Origin of the sequence: Acinetobacter sp. Tol 5, assembly GCF_019702905.1 — a bacterium.
Classification (GTDB): domain Bacteria; phylum Pseudomonadota; class Gammaproteobacteria; order Pseudomonadales; family Moraxellaceae; genus Acinetobacter; species Acinetobacter bereziniae.
This window is the reverse complement of the sequence record NZ_AP024708.1, coordinates 2,494,522-2,510,152: the sequence shown is the minus strand read 5'-3', so window position 1 is coordinate 2,510,152 and position 15,631 is coordinate 2,494,522. Positions and strand designations below refer to the sequence as shown.

The window sequence follows — 15,631 nt, the reverse complement described above, 5'->3', positions numbered from 1 at the left end:
GATGCAATTGTCTGAACTCGAACAAACAAAACTAAATCAAGTTCGGTTAGATCAAAGTTGGAAAGAAGGCTTGGCTGATTTCCTATTAAGTCAGCAAATGGATGATTTGCGTTCTTTTTTAGTGGCTGAAAAAAATGCAAACAAAACCATTTATCCACCAAGCTCGCTCATTTTCAATGCCTTAGACACGACGCCTCTTCCAAATGTAAAAGTGGTGATTCTTGGACAAGACCCTTATCATGGTCCTGATCAAGCGCATGGCTTGAGTTTTTCTGTACAAAAAGGGGTCGCATTACCTCCGTCTTTACGCAATATTTTTCATGAACTGAATACCGATTTAGGTGTTCCAGTCTCACGACATGGTGATTTGAGTAAATGGGCGCAACAAGGCGTATTACTGCTTAATAGTGTATTGACCGTAGAGGCTGGGCAACCTACATCACATCAGAAACGTGGTTGGGAAAATTTTACCGATCATGTCATTGATGTACTCAATGAGCGAAGAGAGCATATTGTGTTTATCCTATGGGGTGCATATGCTCAGAAAAAAGGACAACGTATCGATCAGAACAAACACCTCGTATTAAAGGCTGCTCATCCATCTCCATTGGCAGCAAATCGTGGTGGTTTTTTTGGTTGTAAGGTTTTCTCTAAAACAAATAATTACCTGAAACAACATGGCATTGAGCCAATCGACTGGCAGCTGGACGCATGACAAATTCTCCCGAAATAAATAACTATCACCCTGATTTGATTATCGAAGAAGCGCAAAATGGTTGGCGCATTATTCGGTTAAATCGCCCTAAATCGCTTCATGCGCTGGATGAATCCATCGTTGCAGCACTATTGAAGCTGTTTGAAGATTTTCATGATGATGATGCAGTCAAGGCAATTTGGTTAGATTCAACTACACCTAAGGCATTTTGTGCCGGTGGTGATGTGCGTAAGCTTCGTCAATTGGTGATTAACAATGAAGTCGAAACTGCCAATCAATTCTTTGAAACTGAATACGCTTTAGATTTATTGCTACATAACTATGCCAAACCTATTGTTGTTTGGGGTGAAGGTTATGTTATGGGTGGTGGTTTAGGCTTATTTATGGCTGCACCATTCCGTTTGGTGACGCCTTACTCTCGTTTGGCGATGCCAGAAGTGAATATTGGACTTTATCCAGATGTTGGTGCGACGCGATTCTTGGCAGATCGTGGTCCTATCGGATTATTTACTGGTTTAACAGGATCCATCATGACTGCTGCAGGTGGTTATGGAATCGGTTGGGCAACCCACATTTGTGATGCGCAACGTGATGTAGTGTTGCAAAAACTACTCGATATTGATTGGGATCATTATCCTGCTGGTGATTTCCGTGCTTTGGATGACACGCTAAATAGTTTACATCGCCCGGTTTCACCGGGTCCTCTACAAAACTCATTGGATGTAATCCATAGTGTTTGTCGTGGTGTAAACTTTGAACAAGATTATGAAGCGATCATTGGTTTAAGCGATGCACGCAGTGACTGGTTGCGCCAAGCCAGTGAGAACTTACAAAAAGGTTCTCCAAGTACTGCTGCAATTACATGGTTATCATGGCAATGGGGACGCCAAGTTCATTCTTGGGCTGAAGTATTTGAATTGGAAAAGCAAATTTCTGACTGGAAAATTCGTCATCCAGATTTTGTTGAAGGTGTACGTGCGCGTTTAGTTGACAAAGATCTGTCTCCAGAGTGGGAAAAGGTTGAATCAAGAACGTTAAAAGGCATTCTTGGACACAATCCGCCGAAAACGACTATTGAAAGTTGGAATGTACTATTGACTCAATATGGCATTATCTAGTCTAAAATGACTGAATTGCCGCAGCAAAATGTTGATGAAAAATGGATGCAACTTGCTTTAGAGCAAGCTGCATTCGCAGCTTCCCTTGGTGAAATACCTGTAGGTGCAGTCTTGGTGAGTCAAGGTCAATTAATTGGCATGGGCTTTAACCAACCGATTGCACAACATGATCCTACTGCACATGCCGAGATTCAAGCACTCCGGCATGCTTGTCTCAATATTCAAAACTACCGACTTCCTGAAGATACCACTTTATATGTAACACTTGAACCTTGCACAATGTGTGTAGGTGCGTTAATACATGCTAGGGTACATCGGGTTGTATTTGGTGCAGAAGAACCCAAAGCTGGTTCACTCATCAGTAGCCGAAGGTTGTTGGAGACGGGTTACTACAATCATATATTTGAATATCAAGGTGGATGTTTGCAGCAACAATGTTCACTTCAATTGTCTAATTTTTTTAAAATGCGTCGTGAACAAAAAAAACAATTAAAGCAACAACAAAAGACCTTAAATGACACATTAAAATGATCTAGAATACGGGTGTTTTTAATGACAATTGATATTGTCAAAAATAAGTGCGACAAAATATATGACCAGCATAAAAGGGTACAATAATGAATTCTATTCAAGTAAAACAAGAGTTTGATGCACCAGTTGAACAGGTATTTGACTTACTGTCGAAACATGCAACCTACAATGTGGCATTTGCGCCTGTACAAGTGGTACGTGTAAAAGATGCGGCTGATCCTGAACGTCCAGATGGATTAGGGTCGATTCGTCGTATGGGATTTGGTCCGATTAAACCAATTCAAGAGCAAATCACGTATCTAGATGTCAATAAACGTATCGAATATAAGTTGATTAAGAATCCACTCATCAAACACCATATTGGAATTATTGAGTTTGAAGAGCTTTCACCAAATAAAACCCGTGTTAACTATACGATCGAATTACAAGCACGTGCACCTTTTGTGAGTAAATTAATACTTGCACAGCTTAAACTAGCGATTACACTTGGCTTTAAGAAACTTGCAAAGTCTGTAGCTTAATTGGAAATACAATGACAATTCAAATTATCACGATTGATGGACCGAGTGGTTCTGGTAAGGGAACACTGGCAGCAAAACTCGCAGATCATTATCAATTTCATCTCTTGGATTCTGGAGCGCTCTATCGTTTGCTTGGGTTGTCGTTACATCAAAAAGCATTGTTGGATACTTTGGATGATGTGGATACACTTCAACAAAGCGTTACAATTGCAATGCATTTGGATATTGTGTTTAAGACGACTGAAACGGGTACAACTATTTTACTCGACGGGGAAGATGTGACCCAAACCATCCGTACTGAACGGGTGGGGGAATTTGCTTCAAAAGTTGCTGCAATTCCAGCGCTTAGGGCGGCTTTGGTTGAACGTCAGCATGCATTTGCTCAAATGCCTGGTTTGGTTGCAGATGGTCGAGATATGGCGACTTCGATCTTTCCACAAGCGCAAGCTAAAATATATCTCACCGCATCGGCTGAGTCCCGTGCAGCACGTCGTGTAAAACAGTTGCAGGGAATGGGGCTGGATGTTAAAATAAGCGACATTTTAGCTAATATACAAGCTCGAGATAAGCGAGATATGGAACGCGCAGTCGCTCCACTCAAGCCAGCAGTAGATGCTTATATCATCGATAGTTCGGAATTGAACATTGATGAAGTATTTAAACTGATGACTGATTATGTCGATACTCATTTAGCTAAGTAACGAATATTTAATTAAATATTAGCAAAAGCATAGCTTGATCAGTTTCATATGGACTATGTAGATGCTTAACTAAACCGGCCTTGTCTGATCCAAGACCGCTGACTTTTCTAGGTATATCATGACCGAATCTTTTGCAGCCCTCTTTGAAGAAAGCGAATCAACTCTTAATATCGACAAAGGTGCCGTTATTAAAGGTATCGTTGTTAGCATCGACTCTGACTGGGTTACTGTTGACACTGGCCTTAAATCTGAAGGTGTTGTTGCACGCTCAGAATTCTTAAACGAACAACGTGAACTTGAAGTTCAAGTTGGCGACGAAGTTGATGTTGTTGTTGAAGCGCTTGACAACGGTATGGGTCAAACAGTTTTATCACGTGAAAAAGCGAAACGTGCTGAAACTTGGACTAAACTTGAAAAAATCTTTGAAGACGGCGAAATCGTTACTGGTGTTATCTCTGGTAAGGTTAAAGGCGGTTTCACTGTTGACATCGGTCCAGTTCGTGCATTCTTACCTGGTTCATTGGTAGACACTCGTCCTATCCGTGACACAACTCACCTTGAAGGTAAAGAGTTAGAATTCAAAGTAATCAAACTTGATGCTAAACGTAACAACGTTGTTGTATCTCGTCGTGCTGTTATGGAAGCTGAATCTTCAGCTGACCGTGAAGCGCTTCTTTCTCAATTGGAAGAAGGTCAAACAGTTACAGGTACAATCAAAAACCTTACTGATTACGGTGCATTCGTTGACCTTGGTGGTATTGATGGTCTTCTTCATATCACAGATATGGCTTGGAAACGTATCAAACACCCTTCAGAAGTTGTTGAAGTGGGTCAAGAAGTTACTGTTAAAGTACTTAAATTTGACAAAGAACGTAACCGTGTATCTTTAGGTCTTAAGCAATTAGGCGAAGATCCTTGGTTAGCGATCATGAACCGTTATCCTAAAGGTTCTATCGTTAAAGCGCGTGTAACGAACTTAACTGATTACGGTTGTTTCGCTGAAATCGCTGAAGGCGTTGAAGGTTTAGTTCACGTTTCTGAAATGGATCACACCAACAAAAACATCCACCCATCTAAAGTTGTTCAGATTGGTGATGAAGTTGATGTTATGGTTCTTGAAGTTGATGAAGAGCGTCGTCGCATTTCATTGGGTATCAAGCAAACTCGTGCGAACCCATGGGAAGAATTCTCTAAGTCACACGACAAAGGTGAAAAAGTTTCAGGTACGATCAAGTCAATCACTGACTTCGGTATCTTCATCGGTTTACCAGGCGGTATCGATGGTCTAGTTCACTTGTCTGATATTTCTTGGAACGAACAAGGCGAAGATGCCATCCGTCGTTACAAGAAAGGTGATACAGTTGAAGCTGTTATCTTGTCTGTAGATGCAGAAGGTAACCGTATCAGCCTTGGTATCAAGCAAATGAACAGCGATCCGTTCAATGACTTCTTAGCTGCTAACGAACGCGGTGCGTTGGTTAAAGGTACAGTAACTGCAGTTGACGCTAAAGGCGCTACTGTTAAGTTAGCTGACGAAGTTGAAGCTTCTTTGAAAGCATCTGAAATCAACCGCGATCGCGTTGAAGATGCAACTAAATTCTTAGAAGTTGGTCAAGAAGTTGAAGCTAAAATCATCAATGTAGATCGTAAATCACGTTCTATCAACTTGTCGATTAAAGCGAAAGACGAAGCTGAAGAGAAAGAAGCAGTAGCTAACTTGAAGACAGCTGCAAATGGTCAAGACAATGGTCCTAAGACTATTGGTGATTTGATCAAAGCGCAAATGAACCACTAAGTTATTGTTAAGAAGTATTATTTAATGTAATTAATTAATATTTTTTATTCAAATACTGTAAAAGGTAGCGTAGTATATGATGACTGCGCTACCTTTTTGTATTTAAAAAGGATATTATCTAGTGTATGTCAAATAGCATTAAAATTAATGAGGTCTTAAATGACAACTGAAGCACTTAATAAGTCTGACTTAATAGAAAGAATTGCTCTCAAGAACCCACATTTGGCAGAGCCATTGGTTGAAGAAGCAGTAAAAATTATGATTGATCAAATGATTGCATCATTGTCTTCAGATGATCGTATTGAAATTCGTGGTTTTGGTAGCTTTGCACTGCACCACCGTGAGCCGCGTGTAGGTCGTAATCCTAAAACAGGTAAGTCTGTAGAAGTTGCAGCGAAAGCAGTGCCGCACTTTAAGCCTGGTAAAGCATTGCGTGATGCAGTAAACGAATCTGCTAACTAATAAAATTCGAATGGGGTGATTATGCGCTATTTCTTAGTTGCATTACTGTTGGTGGTATTTGGTTATGCTTTAGCATTAGTCCTACAAAACCCTGCTGAGCTACCAGTAGACTTGTTGTTTACACAGGTTCCAGCAATGCGTTTAGGGCTATTACTATTATTGACTTTAGTCCTCGGAATTGTTCTTGGATTGTTGCTTGGTGTACAGGTTTTCCGTGTATTCCAAAATGCTTGGGAAGTTAAGCGTCTTCGTAAAGATATTGATCATCTCAGAAAGGAACAAATTCAGACTGCGCAATTGGCTGCTGCTGAAGCTGCTGCAAATGCTCGTCATGAAAAGACGGTATTAGATATTCAACCTGAAAACAAGAATTCTAATCCTCTTTAATCATTATGCTAAAAAAGCGCTTTATTTCACCGGTAAAGCGCTTTTTGCTTTCTCATTGATTCCATTTGTTTTAGTTAAAATCGCACTACTTGATCAAGCGAAACACAGTAGTAATAAGCGTAGATACGAGAATAATACTGATCAGCGAATAATTTTTCCAAATTAAATACAAACCGACAGCGACACCGATAATTTTAGCAAAATCAGTCGATTCGTTGCCTTCAAAAAAAGTACTCAAGATTGCAATCGAAAAAAGTAACGTGGTTGCTGCATCATTAAACAATTGTTCTTGCTGTTTACTGATCAAAAAATAATGATTAAATGCCAAGCCTGAGTAGCGAATTAGGTATGTGCCACCTGCAAGAATCATAATACCAATTAAAATAATCATTTGTTGATTCATGTTATTTTCTTCCTGCAATTAGACCCAACAAGGACATGAGTATTGGGATTCCAGTTGGAAGAAAAGGAACTGTTGCTAAACTTATTATTGCACCTGTGATTGCGGATTTTCGTGTTGATTTTCGCTTTAATGCCTTGAATGTAAGTGCAAACAGCACTACAGGAAAAATTGTATCGATTCCTAAAAGTTTTGTATACTCTAGGTGGCTTCCCATAAGATAACCTATCAATACGCCTAAGGGCCAAGTCAGCAAAATTCCCATCCCACAAAGCCAATATGCACTACGTTTTAGAGTGTCTGATGATTGTGTAAGCCCGAATAATACACTCTCATCATTCATGATATGGCTTGCAAAAAACTTAAACTTATTATTTTCAATAAAATGGTGTACAGCTAAACCAAATGGGAGGTGGCGAAGATTGATTAAAAGCCCAGCAATTGCAGCAGTAATTGGACTGCTCCCAGAAGCGATCATGCCAATAAATGTAAATTCAGCAGCGCCTGCCAGTACGCAACTTGATAGAAGCAATGGAATCCAGATTGGCAGGTGATAGTTGACGGCAAGTGAGCCTAAGGAAACACCAATTAATCCTGTGGCTATACAAATAATCACAATAGATTTGACAAGAGGTTTAGGTAAGCTTTTAATTTCTTTATACTTCATCAGAGTCAGCCTGAATTTAGAGTGTAGGATTGTTCGATATAATGAACAGTCATTTGTTATAATAGTTTGATTGTAATTGTTCGTCAAATCGAACGATCGTATTTTTTGAGTGAAATAATGACGATACCTATTGAAATCATTGCAACCAATTTACAAAGAGAACGAAAAAGTGCAGCCTTGTCCTTAGGAGAGGTTGCAAGACGTGCAGGCATCGCGAAATCTACACTCTCTCAGCTTGAGTCTGGGCAGGGTAATCCTAGTCTGGAAACATTATGGGCATTATGTGTGGCTTTAAATATTCCTTTTGCTAAACTGGTAGAAGTACAAACACAATCATCGCAAGTTATTCGCTATGGAGAAGGTGCTTCTGTAACTTCTGAAATATCGAATTATCAAGCAGTCTTGTTAGCAACATGTCCACCGAATGCAAGACGGGATGTATATATTTTAACGACTCAACCAGGAGAACCTCGTTGTAGTCAACCGCATCCTGTGGGGAGTGTGGAGCATATTATTATCATGCAAGGATCAGCGAAAGTAGGTTTGGTCAATGCTTATGAAGTTCTAAAAGCTGGTGATTATATGTCTTATCCAGCAGATCAAGCGCATATCTTTGAAGCACTCGAGCAAGATACACGCGCAATTCTAATTTCTGAACAGAGATAGTGCATTTTGCAATGTTAAAACTGGGTTTTTTAGTGAAGTCGGTTTTCTGCTTCTCCTAATCACTTTATAATGTGCCAAATTTTATGTGATGGAATGAAGATCCGTGAGTATTATTGTTGCCTTAGATGCAAAAAGCCAATATGACGCCCTAAAAATTGCTGATCAGCTCGATCCATCACTATGCCGTTTAAAAGTGGGTAAAGAACTATTTACTCATGAAGGTCCAAGTGTCGTTAAAGCATTGCATGATAAAGGCTTTGAAGTATTTTTGGACTTGAAATTTCATGATATTCCAAACACGACTGCCCAGGCAGTATGTGCTGCGGCTGACTTAGGGGTATGGATGGTGAATGTGCACGCTTCTGGTGGTCGTAAGATGATGGAGACCTGTGTAGAGCGTTTAAAAGCAGGCAATTATTCTACACAACTGATCGCTGTAACTGTTTTGACCTCAATGGGGCGTGAAGATCTACGAGATATTGGTTTAGATATCGAACCTTTTGAGCAAGTGAAGCGTCTTGCCAAACTCACTCAAAACAGTGGTTTGAATGGTGTAGTCTGTTCTGCACAAGAAGCAAAAATGTTACGCCAAGATCTAGGTGCAGAATTTGCGCTTGTTACACCTGGGATTCGCCCAGCAGGTGCAAATGCAGACGATCAAAAACGTATCGTTACACCTAAACAAGCGATGCTTGATGGTTCGACACATTTAGTCATTGGTCGACCGATTACTCAATCGGAAAATCCAAGCCAAACACTTCAAGATATTCTCTCAACGCTTTAAAAAGTAAACCCTCTTTCAATATTGAAAAGAGGGTTATTTTTGGTTGCATTATAAAGAACATTTTAATCTAACGATGTATGAAAAACATTCGAAATTATAAATCGTTTAAAGTGCTGCCAATATGCTGACCGCAATTGGGGCAAGTACAGACAGGACAAAACCACTGACCATCGCATGTGGAATAAAATCATTGCCGCAGGCTTGTTTTACCATGGGTAATGTGACATCCATTGCTGTTGCACCAGCTGAAGAAATTGCAGATCGTGGGTAACGCCATCCAATCAGATACATAAATAAAATTGCAAATATTTCTCTAAATAAATCATTCATTAAAACCACACTACCTAAGTGAGCGTTCTTTAATTCTGTTACTACAATCCCCGTCATAGAATAGAAACCATAACCTTGCGATAACATGATTAAATCTCTCATACTGATGCCTTGTATCAAGAAAAATGAAGCAATTGCACCAAAGAGTGAACCGATTACACATGCCAAAGGAACCAGCATGATTTTCCAATTTAACCAAGAACGATCCAGTGGTGAATAAGCTAGATCCAAACCGATCAATAGCATATAAACTAAAAGTAGGTTCCATGTACTGATATGTAAAGGTAAATCAGCAGCATGTGCAAATTCAGCCAGTGCATAACCGATTGCCAAAGCGATAAAGGCATAACTAATATTTAATAACGAACCGAGCAATAATTCAGCAGAGACTTTACCTTGGGCGGGTTTAAATCCAATCGCTTTAAACACGATGTAGCAACAGATAAAAGCACCCAATGATGTGGTTAATGCGATCGTCAGGGCGCTGGTTAATATTTGTGCAGGACTGGCAATATTGTGAATGGTCTGAGAAAATTCGATGGCAATCGCAATCAGTAAAATATAAGTGAAATAAGGTAATATCTTGAACGCGATTTTTTCAATAATTTGAGGAATTCTTCGAGCGAGAATAAATCCTAAAAACAAGCAAAATAATAGTTGAAAAATTAACCAAAGCGATTGCATAAAAAATAGATAGGCAGTGAAAACCTATCTATTATAGCGAAGCTTTTAAAAGCTGCTTGCAATATTATGTCCTGATTATCAAAAAATTATGCGGCTTGAGATTTGGCTTGAAGTTTTTGTTTGTTTCCTAACAGTCTAAAATCACTCGGATTAAGCTTGCGTGTTTCTAACCAAAACTTCCAGGTATATGTAGGCCAAAGCGCAAAGTTTTTACCGCCATCCTGTTGATACCAACTCACACAACCTGACTGCCAAACGGTACCTTCAAGTTGCTTTTGAACTTTTTCATTAAATTGATCTTGAATTTCTGCTTTAACGACAACAGCTTGCGTTTGGGTTTTTTGCACCATTTGAATCAATTGTAAAATATAATTGACTTGGGATTCGATCATGAAAATAACAGAGTTATGCCCTAATACAGTATTCGGTCCAAGTAATTGGAATAGATTTGGAAAGCCTTTGGTAATGACACCATAGTAGCTTTCTGCGCCATCTTTCCAAGCTTGTTTTAATTCAAGACCATTTTCCCCATAACAATCAAAAGATTTTAAGTAAATGCGTGGATCAGTAATAAAACCAGTACCATAGATTAAACAATCAATTTGGCGTGCTTTACCATCTTTCGTGATGATGCTGTCTTCCGTTATTTCTTGAATAGCATCAGTAATCAGTTCAACATTGTCACGATTGAAAGTTGGAAAATATTTATTTGAAATAAGGATGCGTTTACAGCCCATAACATAATCAGGAATGAGTTTTTTCGCTGTTTGTTGATCTTTGACTTGGAATTTAATGAAGGCTTCAGCAAGTTTTTGACCGTATTTCATGATTTGTGGTTTAACAATAGGTACTACACGCGACTCATTCGACCAATATAAACGGGCACGATGTAGTTTTCTAAACCATTCAAAGCGCTGAAATAGCTTTTTATCAAGCGTATTGTAGGCACGCTCATCACGTGGGATTACCCAAGCAGGTGTCCGTTGTAATACATAGAGATTTTTGACTTTGGCAGCGATTTCAGGAATGTACTGAATTGCACTTCCTCCAGTCCCAATGGAGGCAACATTCTTTTGATTCAGATTATATTTATGGTTCCATTGAGAGGAGTGAAACACTTCACCTTTAAATTTTTCAATGCCTTTAATCTGTGGAATTTGTGGAACATGCAGAGGACCAGATGCAAAAATAACAAATTGTGCATCAATTTGCTGACCATTTTTTAATGCTAAATGCCAATTAAACTGATCTTCGTCATATTGTGCAGAAATCACTTCTTGGTTAAATTGAATATATTTTTTTAAATCATATTCTTGAATCAAATCTTGGATATAATCAAAAATCTCAGGTGCTTCCGCATAACGTTTTGACCAATCAGTTTTGGGGGCGAATGAAAGTGAGTACATGTGCGATTGAACATCACAAGCAGCACCAGGGTACTGGTTTTCACGCCAAGTACCGCCCACATCATTGGCTTTTTCAAGGATAATGAAGTCATGGCAATTGGCTTGTATTAAGCGAATTGCCATGGCTAATCCCCCAAAACCTGCTCCAATAATTGCAACTTGTGTTGATTTTGCTTTAACCGCAGATGTTGTACTCATTTTTCTTTACTCTGAGTTTTCCAGTTTTGCATAGAATATAGAAATTGTAGAATTTGAAATATGATTGCACTGACATGAAAATTGATATATTCGGCAATTTCCAAAAAGTTGACTTTGTAGTAAAAAGTTTGGGTGAAAATGAAATGATGATGAAATGAAGCGATCGATTCTCGGTTTAATGTATTTAATTCACGGTATGCGTAATGCGGGAATTGATGTTGACTCACGTCTTGCAAGTGTCGGGATTAAAGCTGATGCACTTGATCCGAGTTCAATTATTCATCCCAGTTTAGAGTGGGATATTCAGAAAATTATCGGTCAAGGTGTACAGCCTGAAACAGGTTTATTCATTGGTCAGCATTATTCTCTAGCAGGATATGGTCCTTTATTGATGCTATTGGTGACTTGCAGTAATGTCGGTGATGCAATTCAAAATGGGATTCGTTATCAAGGTTTGACCTATCTGTATGGAGTACTTGGGCTTGAAAAAGGTCATCATCAAATTGCACTGACTTATCAACCAGTGGATTTGGAAACCGAAATGGGTTTACTTCGGGCGCAATGTGAAATTTCAGGGACCTATAAATTTCTTGACGATATTTATAAAATGATGGGATTAACTGCACCAAGTGTCAGAATTGAATTACCGTTTCAGCAACCTCAAGATCCCAGTATTTTAAAACAATACCATGATTATTATGGTTCAGATTTACACTTTAATTGTGATAACGCTGCATTTTGGATTAATGAAGATGTGATGCAATTGCCCATACCTTCAGCTGATCCCATTACCCATCGGGTGTATGAGGCAAAATGTATTGCTGAAATTGAGCGTTTAAATGCTGAGGAACAGAAAGTTGCTCCGCTGATTCAACGTGTCAATGATTATTTGGAATTACAACAAGGTGTTATTCCATCGATGGCTGAGGTTGCACAGGCTTTAAATGTTCCTGAGCGTACCTTGCGCCATCAGTTGCAACAATTGAATACCAGCTATAAACAGATTCGAGAGCAGTTAATTAAACATAAAGCTTTACGTTTGATTGAATATAAAGAGTATTCGATTGAAGTGATTGCCGAATTGTTAGGCTATTCAGAACCCGCGGCATTTAATCATGCGTTTAAGCGTTGGTTTGGACAAAGCCCGCGACAGTACGGTAAATAAACAGGTGGTGTTAAAATGAAATACAGTATCGAAATTATGCCAAAGTTTTATTTATCAAAAATGAATCTTCGATATACTTCCTTTAGCCTTTAAAAGTAACAATACGATATGTTATTAGATCAGAATAGAACTTCCTCAACAGCATTTACTCCCGTTTCACCTGCTGAGCGTTATGCTAAAGCATTATCCTCTGGGCAATTTTTACCAGATGACGCTCAAGCACAAGCAGTACATGAGCTGGAACGTGTATGGCAAGAGCTGATTAATCGTTATAAAGCTTCAAAAAAGGCTTTTCGTCGTTTCCGTCGCCAAACAGCGCCAAAAGGGGTTTACATGTGGGGTGGCGTTGGACGAGGAAAAACATGGTTAATGGATCAATTCTACGATTCCATCCCATTTCGTCGTAAAACACGCATGCATTTTCATCACTTTATGCAATTTGTTCATAAAGAACTTAATAAATTATCTGGGCAGCGTAATCCTTTGGATATTGTGGCAGATCAGATTTACAAAGAAGCGGTTGTTATTTGCTTTGATGAATTTTTTGTGTCCAATGTGACTGATGCAATGATTTTGAGTGACTTGTTCCAGAAATTGTTCACTCGTGGCATTACTTTAGTAGCAACCTCAAATATTGCGCCAGATGGCTTATACAAAAATGGTATCCATCGAGATCGTTTTATCCCAACCATTGAAATGGTGAAAACCCATTGCGTCGTTTTAAATGTAGATGCTGGGGTAGATTATCGTTTACGGGTATTGAAACAAGCACAATTGTTTAAAGCGCCGCTGACCGATGATCATAAAGTGTGGATGGCAAAACGTTTTAGTGCTTTGACAGCTTCACAGACGGTGTCGGAAGAACCTATTACGATTAATAATCGTATTGTTGAAACTCTGGGACATACTGAAGATGTATTATGGTGTGATTTCAGAGAGCTATGTATGAAGCCGCGTAGCCCATCTGACTTTATTGAAATTGCAAATATTTATAATACTGTTCTTGTGAGTAATGTACCGCATTTGACTGATTTGCTTTCAGAAGGAACACGTCGTTTTATTTATTTGGTCGATGAGTTTTATGATCGTGGAGTAAAATTATTATTAACTTCTGAAGATTCAATTATTGAAATTTATCAAGGTGAAAAGCTTGCCTTTGAAATTGAGCGTACACGTTCGCGTTTGCTAGAAATGCAGTCTGATGAATATTTACAGTCTGAACATCGTCTGATTAAAGGCAACAGTGAATTAGAAGTTGAATAATTGATTTATGTATGTAAAAAGCGATCTTGGTCAACAAGATCGCTTTTTTATGCAAGCTATAGTCAAACCGCCTGATTATTCATACAAGTGATTTGGATGATTCGTTTATTTTGTACTTTTGAATCATAAACAGTATTGCTATCACGAGGCGACATGGATGTCGCCATGTTGAGCGGGGGTATTAGGATGTACCCCTCGCTCAACGGAAGATTTTTATTACTTTTCATCTCTGAAAAGTAAAGTATCGCCTACGCAAAACAATTTAAACTTTAGAGCTAAAGCGTGGCAGTGTTAGCTTGATATCATTAAACAATATATTGATCGTTTTAATTTTATTGATCAAGAGAAATGATATTCTACTGTATGAATTTTTCAACAGATTGACTATATAAATAAAACTTCAAGCTCAATACATTCCCATCCGCATAAGCTGATGGGAATGTATTGAATGATTCTTTAGACACTTCGTCTGCAAAGATAGAAGTTAGCCCACTTGAATTTCTGTAGTAGGGTGGCGCACACGACTTTTATTCGGGGTTGCAATCAAATAAGCTAATGTAAGAGGACCTAGACGTCCAGCAAACATGAGACAAATTAAGGCAATTTGACTGCCTGCATGCAGATTTTCAGTTATTCCTCGCGATAAACCAACAGTGCATGCTGCGGAGACCGCTTCAAATAGTAAATCTAAAAACTTTTTATCTGGTTCAAGGATCAATAAAGTAAAAAAACCAATCAAAATCAAAAGAGAAGTGATGGCTATGACTGCAAGGGCTTTAAATGTAGCTTGATGAGAAACAGAATGACCAAAAACTGTAATTTCATCTGAACGTTTTAAAAAAGTGATGACACTTAAAATCATAATGATAAATGTACCCACTTTAATCCCACCCGCAGTACTGAGCGACCCACCACCAATAAACATTAGCACCATGGTGATTAAGGTAGAAGCATTGCTCATACTGCTGACTTCCAAACTGTTAAAGCCTGATGAACGAGGAACAGTTGCATGAAACCATGCGTTAAGTGCTTGGTCACCAAAAGACATAGGTGCAAGTGTGAGTGGATTAGATGCTTCAATCGCCCAAATCACGATAAACGCAAACAGATTGAGCCCAGCAATGGTCGACAAAATTAGTTTGCTGTTGGTTGAAAGTTTCTTCCAGCGTTTGGCTTTCTTAATGTCCATCAATACAACAAAACCAATACCACCAATGATATATAACATACTGATGGTAAAGGTCACCATGTACTGATCTGAGAAACTCATTAAGCTGTTGGGGAATAGTGAGAATCCACCATTGTTAAAAGCAGAAATACTATAAAATAGTGCATAGAAGAAAGCGTGTTCTAAGTCGTAATGATGCGACCATGCCATGGTCAGAATACCCGTACCAATCGCTTCAAAAAATAATGAATAGAGAAAAACACCTTTAACAGTAAAAGTTGCTCTTGCTAAACTGGTTTGCCCAATGGTTTCTTGCGCCATAATTTGCTGTTTGAGCCCAATCTTGGACGATAGACTTAGTGCAGCGAGGATTGCGAAGGTCATAAATCCCAGACCACCACATTGAATCAAGATCATAACCACCACTTGACCGAAAGTGGTCAGTGATTCACCGATATTCACGACTGACAGCCCTGTGATCGTTACTGCGGATGTCGCAGTAAAGAGGGCATCCACCCAAGTCAAATCACCTTGATGGGCAAAAGGAAGTTTGAGCAACACTGTTCCAATAATAATAAAACTCAGAAAACCTAAAGCGAGTAAGCTTGGAGGGCTGAGATTGATACTGTTGTGTTGCTTATTGATCAGTTCTTTTTTAGATAAACGCATA

General features: G+C 38.9%; 17 protein-coding genes. 12 read left to right on the top strand and 5 right to left on the bottom strand.

All coding sequences use genetic code 11. From position 1 onward, the window contains the following. Position 1 precedes the first annotated feature (1 nt). From ung to TOL5_RS11755, 8 genes are all read left to right on the top strand, one after another. Positions 2-715: a uracil-DNA glycosylase gene (gene ung, locus TOL5_RS11790; protein WP_004830983.1), complete on the top strand. Its 714-nt coding sequence runs from the start codon at positions 2-4 to the stop codon at positions 713-715. Next, positions 712-1,833, top strand: coding sequence for an enoyl-CoA hydratase/isomerase family protein (locus TOL5_RS11785; protein WP_221260349.1), 1,122 nt, complete (start codon positions 712-714; stop codon positions 1,831-1,833). Before ung ends, TOL5_RS11785 begins: the two co-directional genes overlap by 4 nt. 6 nt (positions 1,834-1,839) lie before the next feature. Then, positions 1,840-2,364: a tRNA adenosine(34) deaminase TadA gene (tadA, locus tag TOL5_RS11780; protein ID WP_009586640.1), complete on the top strand. Its 525-nt coding sequence runs from the start codon at positions 1,840-1,842 to the stop codon at positions 2,362-2,364. An 86-nt stretch (positions 2,365-2,450) separates the two neighbouring features. Beyond that, positions 2,451-2,885: an SRPBCC family protein gene (locus tag TOL5_RS11775; RefSeq protein WP_004830980.1), complete on the top strand. Its 435-nt coding sequence runs from the start codon at positions 2,451-2,453 to the stop codon at positions 2,883-2,885. 11 nt (positions 2,886-2,896) lie between these two features. Further along, entirely contained in the window at positions 2,897-3,586 is a 690-nt protein-coding gene (gene cmk, locus TOL5_RS11770) for a (d)CMP kinase (protein WP_004830979.1), read from the top strand. Between the two features lie 118 nt (positions 3,587-3,704). After that, a complete protein-coding gene (gene rpsA / locus TOL5_RS11765) occupies positions 3,705-5,381 on the top strand; it encodes a 30S ribosomal protein S1 (RefSeq protein ID WP_004830978.1) in 1,677 nt (558 codons plus the stop codon). Positions 5,382-5,540: 159 nt separating this feature from the next. Continuing rightward, positions 5,541-5,843, top strand: coding sequence for an integration host factor subunit beta (locus tag TOL5_RS11760; RefSeq protein ID WP_004720793.1), 303 nt, complete (start codon positions 5,541-5,543; stop codon positions 5,841-5,843). Positions 5,844-5,864: 21 nt separating this feature from the next. Then, positions 5,865-6,230 (top strand): lipopolysaccharide assembly protein LapA domain-containing protein, encoded by a 366-nt coding sequence (locus TOL5_RS11755; protein WP_004830977.1) that lies wholly within the window; start codon positions 5,865-5,867, stop codon positions 6,228-6,230. Between the two features lie 85 nt (positions 6,231-6,315). Here TOL5_RS11755 and TOL5_RS11750 read toward each other — a convergent pair whose 3' ends face one another. Both TOL5_RS11750 and TOL5_RS11745 read right to left on the bottom strand, forming a co-directional pair. Continuing rightward, the gene (locus TOL5_RS11750; RefSeq protein ID WP_151780768.1) at positions 6,316-6,633 is read right to left on the bottom strand and encodes an AzlD domain-containing protein; all 318 of its coding nucleotides are present in this window, start codon (positions 6,631-6,633) and stop codon (positions 6,316-6,318) included. Position 6,634: 1 nt separating this feature from the next. Further along, complete coding sequence (locus TOL5_RS11745; RefSeq protein WP_058971303.1) at positions 6,635-7,297, bottom strand: AzlC family ABC transporter permease; 663 nt, start codon at positions 7,295-7,297, stop codon at positions 6,635-6,637. 117 nt (positions 7,298-7,414) lie between these two features. Here TOL5_RS11745 and TOL5_RS11740 point away from each other — a divergent pair, with 117 nt between their 5' ends. After that, positions 7,415-7,963, top strand: coding sequence for a helix-turn-helix domain-containing protein (locus TOL5_RS11740; protein ID WP_004830974.1), 549 nt, complete (start codon positions 7,415-7,417; stop codon positions 7,961-7,963). A gap of 103 nt (positions 7,964-8,066) precedes the next feature. Continuing rightward, on the top strand, positions 8,067-8,747 hold the full coding sequence (gene pyrF / locus TOL5_RS11735) for an orotidine-5'-phosphate decarboxylase (RefSeq protein WP_221260348.1): 681 nt from the start codon (positions 8,067-8,069) through the stop codon (positions 8,745-8,747). A 105-nt stretch (positions 8,748-8,852) separates the two neighbouring features. Here pyrF and TOL5_RS11730 read toward each other — a convergent pair whose 3' ends face one another. Next, a complete protein-coding gene (locus TOL5_RS11730; RefSeq protein ID WP_221260347.1) occupies positions 8,853-9,761 on the bottom strand; it encodes a lysine exporter LysO family protein in 909 nt (302 codons plus the stop codon). Between the two features lie 86 nt (positions 9,762-9,847). After that, positions 9,848-11,365, bottom strand: coding sequence for a flavin-containing monooxygenase (locus TOL5_RS11725; protein ID WP_151780766.1), 1,518 nt, complete (start codon positions 11,363-11,365; stop codon positions 9,848-9,850). A 154-nt stretch (positions 11,366-11,519) separates the two neighbouring features. Between TOL5_RS11725 and TOL5_RS11720 the strand changes: the two genes are divergently transcribed. Together TOL5_RS11720 and zapE are read left to right on the top strand one after the other, a co-directional pair. Next, positions 11,520-12,530: a helix-turn-helix domain-containing protein gene (locus TOL5_RS11720; protein WP_005029229.1), complete on the top strand. Its 1,011-nt coding sequence runs from the start codon at positions 11,520-11,522 to the stop codon at positions 12,528-12,530. 108 nt (positions 12,531-12,638) lie between these two features. Next, on the top strand, positions 12,639-13,793 hold the full coding sequence (gene zapE, locus TOL5_RS11715) for a cell division protein ZapE (RefSeq protein ID WP_009586656.1): 1,155 nt from the start codon (positions 12,639-12,641) through the stop codon (positions 13,791-13,793). Positions 13,794-14,277: 484 nt separating this feature from the next. Here zapE and TOL5_RS11710 read toward each other — a convergent pair whose 3' ends face one another. Further along, complete coding sequence (locus TOL5_RS11710) at positions 14,278-15,630, bottom strand: TrkH family potassium uptake protein (protein WP_004830967.1); 1,353 nt, start codon at positions 15,628-15,630, stop codon at positions 14,278-14,280. Position 15,631 lies beyond the last annotated feature (1 nt).